The sequence below is a fragment of the Marinobacter fuscus genome (assembly GCF_003007675.1).
GTDB classification, from domain to species: domain Bacteria; phylum Pseudomonadota; class Gammaproteobacteria; order Pseudomonadales; family Oleiphilaceae; genus Marinobacter; species Marinobacter fuscus.
This window is the reverse complement of record NZ_PXNP01000025.1, coordinates 1-5,656: the sequence shown is the minus strand read 5'-3', so window position 1 is coordinate 5,656 and position 5,656 is coordinate 1. Positions and strand designations below refer to the sequence as shown.

2 tRNA genes and 3 rRNA genes are annotated in these 5,656 nt (G+C 53.6%); all 5 read left to right on the top strand.

Annotation, left to right across the window (positions count from 1 at the left end):
• The first annotated feature begins 81 nt into the window (after positions 1–81).
• The 5 genes from C7H09_RS07435 (at position 82) to rrf (ending at position 5,653) form a co-directional block, all read left to right on the top strand.
• Positions 82–1,622: ribosomal RNA gene (locus C7H09_RS07435) — 16S ribosomal RNA — on the top strand.
• 245 nt (positions 1,623–1,867) lie between these two features.
• Positions 1,868–1,944 (top strand) — tRNA-Ile (locus tag C7H09_RS07430).
• 234 nt (positions 1,945–2,178) lie between these two features.
• A tRNA-Ala gene (locus C7H09_RS07425) sits at positions 2,179–2,254 on the top strand.
• 291 nt (positions 2,255–2,545) lie between these two features.
• Positions 2,546–5,437: ribosomal RNA gene (locus C7H09_RS07420) — 23S ribosomal RNA — on the top strand.
• A gap of 101 nt (positions 5,438–5,538) precedes the next feature.
• Positions 5,539–5,653 (top strand): 5S ribosomal RNA (gene rrf / locus C7H09_RS07415).
• Together the 16S, 23S and 5S rRNA genes with 2 tRNA genes alongside form the textbook arrangement of a ribosomal RNA operon.
• Positions 5,654–5,656 lie beyond the last annotated feature (3 nt).

Sequence of the window (5,656 nt, the reverse complement as noted above, 5' to 3'; positions counted from 1 at the left end):
CGAAATATCAGGACAGTGACTCGTCGAAATTGAGTTTTGTCTTGAGCAAGAATTAAGAACTTTCGAGTTCTTGTATGATTTAAACTGAAGAGTTTGATCATGGCTCAGATTGAACGCTGGCGGCAGGCTTAACACATGCAAGTCGAGCGGTAACAGGGGGTGCTTGCACTCCGCTGACGAGCGGCGGACGGGTGAGTAATGCTTAGGAATCTGCCCAGTAGCGGGGGATAGCCCGGGGAAACCCGGATTAATACCGCATACGCCCTACGGGGGAAAGCAGGGGATCTTCGGACCTTGCGCTATTGGATGAGCCTAAGTCGGATTAGCTAGTTGGTGGGGTAATGGCCTACCAAGGCAGCGATCCGTAGCTGGTCTGAGAGGATGATCAGCCACATCGGGACTGAGACACGGCCCGAACTCCTACGGGAGGCAGCAGTGGGGAATATTGGACAATGGGGGCAACCCTGATCCAGCCATGCCGCGTGTGTGAAGAAGGCTTTCGGGTTGTAAAGCACTTTCAGCAAGGAGGAAGGCCTTGAAGTTAATACCTTCAAGGATTGACGTTACTTGCAGAAGAAGCACCGGCTAACTCCGTGCCAGCAGCCGCGGTAATACGGAGGGTGCAAGCGTTAATCGGAATTACTGGGCGTAAAGCGCGCGTAGGTGGTTCGATAAGCGAGATGTGAAAGCCCCGGGCTCAACCTGGGAACGGCATTTCGAACTGTCGGGCTAGAGTATGGTAGAGGGTAGTGGAATTTCCTGTGTAGCGGTGAAATGCGTAGATATAGGAAGGAACACCAGTGGCGAAGGCGGCTACCTGGACCAATACTGACACTGAGGTGCGAAAGCGTGGGTAGCAAACAGGATTAGATACCCTGGTAGTCCACGCCGTAAACGATGTCAACTAGCCGTTGGGACTCTTGAAGTCTTAGTGGCGCAGCTAACGCACTAAGTTGACCGCCTGGGGAGTACGGCCGCAAGGTTAAAACTCAAATGAATTGACGGGGGCCCGCACAAGCGGTGGAGCATGTGGTTTAATTCGACGCAACGCGAAGAACCTTACCTGGCCTTGACATCCAGAGAACTTTCCAGAGATGGATTGGTGCCTTCGGGAACTCTGAGACAGGTGCTGCATGGCCGTCGTCAGCTCGTGTCGTGAGATGTTGGGTTAAGTCCCGTAACGAGCGCAACCCCTATCCCTGGTTGCTAGCAGGTAATGCTGAGAACTCCAGGGAGACTGCCGGTGACAAACCGGAGGAAGGTGGGGATGACGTCAGGTCATCATGGCCCTTACGGCCAGGGCTACACACGTGCTACAATGGCGCGTACAGAGGGCTGCCAACTCGCGAGAGTGAGCCAATCCCTTAAAGCGCGTCGTAGTCCGGATCGGAGTCTGCAACTCGACTCCGTGAAGTCGGAATCGCTAGTAATCGCGAATCAGAATGTCGCGGTGAATACGTTCCCGGGCCTTGTACACACCGCCCGTCACACCATGGGAGTGGATTGCACCAGAAGTGGTTAGTCTAACCTTCGGGAGGACGATCACCACGGTGTGGTTCATGACTGGGGTGAAGTCGTAACAAGGTAGCCGTAGGGGAACCTGCGGCTGGATCACCTCCTTAAACGAAGCCGAACGCTTCGGTCAGAGTCCACACGAATTACTTGGTTGGCTTAATAAAGAGAGCAAAGGGTCTATACAGGCCCGATGTTGGTTTGCCACAAACACTGAGTCAGTCTCGGGGTTTGGCGCCGGATTCGGATCGGCTGGCAAGGCGCAGGTTGAGTGAGAGAGGGAGCGTACACGCGTACGTGACCGATTGAACGAGAGCTGCAACGCAGTCCAGGCGGTTCGAAGACAAGCAAAACCGGGTCTGTAGCTCAGGTGGTTAGAGCGCACCCCTGATAAGGGTGAGGTCGGTGGTTCAAGTCCACCCAGACCCACCAAAATCGCGTAGCTCGTCGTTGTGTCCGAACTTGCATAGCAGGCTATGCGGCGTCCGAACACGCCTAGATCTACACGATTTTACGAGTACCCTCGTTGGAGGTGATCTCGGATGCGCCGGACAGGTTTCGTTAATCTAGGCGTAGGGTGAGTGAGTGAAGGAGTGATCCTCGATGGATCATGACTGATGCGAACGAGCACTACAACGACGAGTAACGGAAGCTGGACAAGCAGACGGGGCTATAGCTCAGCTGGGAGAGCGCCTGCCTTGCACGCAGGAGGTCGGCAGTTCGATCCTGCCTAGCTCCACCAAATTTACTGACTAACCCACCGTGTGGTTAGCAGTGTACAGAAACAAGCTTTTCAGTTGTGTGACTCATTAACGAGTTTCCTCTGAAGATCTTCTTTCTGATCACTGGGTCAGATTTGCTCTTTAACAAATTGGACGAGATAGAACAGAATATTCTTCTCTCATTATCTCCGAGAGAAGATTGTTCAAAGTGATAGCGATTTCAAGCGTTATCCGGTGTTATCGTTGAGGTTGTTGATGAAACAGCCACAAGAGATTGAGTTCCTCGGAACCCAGTTATCTTGGGGTTATATAGTCAAGCAACTAAGCGCATACGGTGGATGCCTTGGCAGTCAGAGGCGATGAAAGACGTGGAAGCCTGCGATAAGGCTCGGGGAGCTGGCAAACAAGCTGTGATCCGGGCATCTCTGAATGGGGAAACCCACCGATCTTCGGATCGGTATCTTGCACTGAATACATAGGTGTAAGAGGCGAACCAGGGGAACTGAAACATCTAAGTACCCTGAGGAAAAGAAATCAACCGAGATTCCCTCAGTAGCGGCGAGCGAACGGGGACCAGCCCTTAAGCTGAACAACTGGTAGGAGAAGGCTCTGGAAAGTGCCGCCATAGTGGGTGATAGCCCCGTATCCGAAACCTGAGTTCAGTGAAATCGAGTAGGTCGATGCACGAGAAACATTGACTGAACATGGGGGGACCATCCTCCAAGGCTAAATACTCCTGACTGACCGATAGTGAACCAGTACCGTGAGGGAAAGGCGAAAAGAACCCCTGTGAGGGGAGTGAAATAGACCCTGAAACCGTATGCGTACAAGCAGTCGGAGCAGACTTGTTCTGTGACGGCGTACCTTTTGTATAATGGGTCAGCGACTTATGTTTAGTGGCGAGGTTAACCGTTTAGGGGAGCCGTAGGGAAACCGAGTCTGAATAGGGCGAATCAGTCGCTAGGCATAGACCCGAAACCGGGCGATCTATCCATGAGCAGGTTGAAGGTTGAGTAACATCAACTGGAGGACCGAACCCACTGTCGTTGAAAAGCCAGGGGATGACTTGTGGATCGGAGTGAAAGGCTAATCAAGCCCGGAGATAGCTGGTTCTCCCCGAAAGCTATTTAGGTAGCGCCTCGGACGAATACCACAGGGGGTAGAGCACTGTTTGGGCTAGGGGGTCATCTCGACTTACCAACCCCATGCAAACTCCGAATACCTGTGAGTACTATCCGGGAGACACACGGCGGGTGCTAACGTCCGTCGTGAAGAGGGAAACAACCCAGACCGCCAGCTAAGGTCCCAAAGTACCAGTTAAGTGGGAAACGATGTGGGAAGGCTCAGACAGCTAGGAGGTTGGCTTAGAAGCAGCCATCCTTTAAAGAAAGCGTAATAGCTCACTAGTCGAGTCGGCCTGCGCGGAAGATGTAACGGGGCTCAAACTGGTCACCGAAGCTGCGGCTGCATACTCTGTATGCGGGGTAGGGGAGCGTTCTGTAAGCCTGCGAAGGTGTGTTGAGAAGCATGCTGGAGGTATCAGAAGTGCGAATGCTGACATGAGTAACGATAATGCGGGTGAAAAACCCGCACGCCGGAAGACCAAGGGTTCCTGCGCAACGTTAATCGGCGCAGGGTGAGTCGGCCCCTAAGGCGAGACCGAAAGGTGTAGTCGATGGGAAACGGGTTAATATTCCCGTACCTTGGATAGCTGCGATGGAGAGACGGAGAAGGCTAGGTGAGCCGGGCGACGGTTGTCCCGGTTTAAGCGAGTAGGGAGAGGACTTAGGCAAATCCGGGTCCTCAATCCTGAGACGTGACGACGAGTGTCCACGGACGCGAAGTCATTGATGCCCTGCTTCCAGGAAAATCTTCTAAGCTTCAGGCTATTCGAGACCGTACCCCAAACCGACACAGGTGGTCAGGTAGAGAATACCAAGGCGCTTGAGAGAACTCGGGTAAAGGAACTAGGCAAAATGGTGCCGTAACTTCGGGAGAAGGCACGCTGGCGTGTATGTGAAACCCCCGCGGGTGGAGCAGAAGCCAGTCGAAGATACCAGGCCCCTGCGACTGTTTATTAAAAACACAGCACTGTGCAAACACGAAAGTGGACGTATACGGTGTGACGCCTGCCCGGTGCCGGAAGGTTAATTGATGGGGTTAGCATTCGTGCGAAGCTCTTGATCGAAGCCCCGGTAAACGGCGGCCGTAACTATAACGGTCCTAAGGTAGCGAAATTCCTTGTCGGGTAAGTTCCGACCTGCACGAATGGCGTAACGATGGGGGCGCTGTCTCTACCCGAGACTCAGTGAAATTGAAATCGCCGTGAAGATGCGGTGTATCCGCGGCTAGACGGAAAGACCCCGTGAACCTTTACTATAGCTTCACAGTGAACTTTGAGCATGCTTGTGTAGGATAGCTGGGAGGCTTTGAAACCGGGACGCCAGTTCCGGTGGAGCCAACCTTGAAATACCAGCCTGGCATGTTTGAGGTTCTAACTCTGGCCCCTTATCGGGGTTGAGGACACTGTGTGGTGGGTAGTTTGACTGGGGCGGTCTCCTCCCAAAGCGTAACGGAGGAGCACAAAGGTGGGCTAAGCACGGTCGGACATCGTGCGGTTAGTGTAATGGCACAAGCCCGCTTGACTGCGAGACAGACACGTCGAGCAGGTACGAAAGTAGGTCATAGTGATCCGGTGGTTCTGTATGGAAGGGCCATCGCTCAACGGATAAAAGGTACTCCGGGGATAACAGGCTGATACCGCCCAAGAGTTCACATCGACGGCGGTGTTTGGCACCTCGATGTCGGCTCATCACATCCTGGGGCTGAAGCCGGTCCCAAGGGTATGGCTGTTCGCCATTTAAAGTGGTACGCGAGCTGGGTTTAGAACGTCGTGAGACAGTTCGGTCCCTATCTGCCGTGGACGTTGGAGATTTGAGGAAAGCTGCTCCTAGTACGAGAGGACCGGAGTGGACGAACCTCTGGTGTTCGGGTTGTTTCGCCAGAAGCATTGCCCGGTAGCTATGTTCGGACAGGATAACCGCTGAAAGCATCTAAGCGGGAAGCCCCTTCCAAGATGAGATCTCCCCGAGGCCTCGAGCCTCCTGAAGAGCCGTTCAAGACCAGGACGTTGATAGGCCGGGTGTGTAAGCGCTGCGAGGCGTTGAGCTAACCGGTACTAATTGCTCGTGCGGCTTGACTATATAACACCCAAGATAATTGCGGATAACCTGCGAAATCGTTCATCACAGCGGAGTGAAAACTCCCATCTTCTATCCCGTCCAACCAGTGATCAACCGATTTGCCTGACGACCATAGCGGTCTGGAACCACCTGATCCCATCCCGAACTCAGAAGTGAAACAGTCCTGCGCCGATGGTAGTGTGGCGTTGCCCATGTGAGAGTAGGTCATCGTCAGGCTCC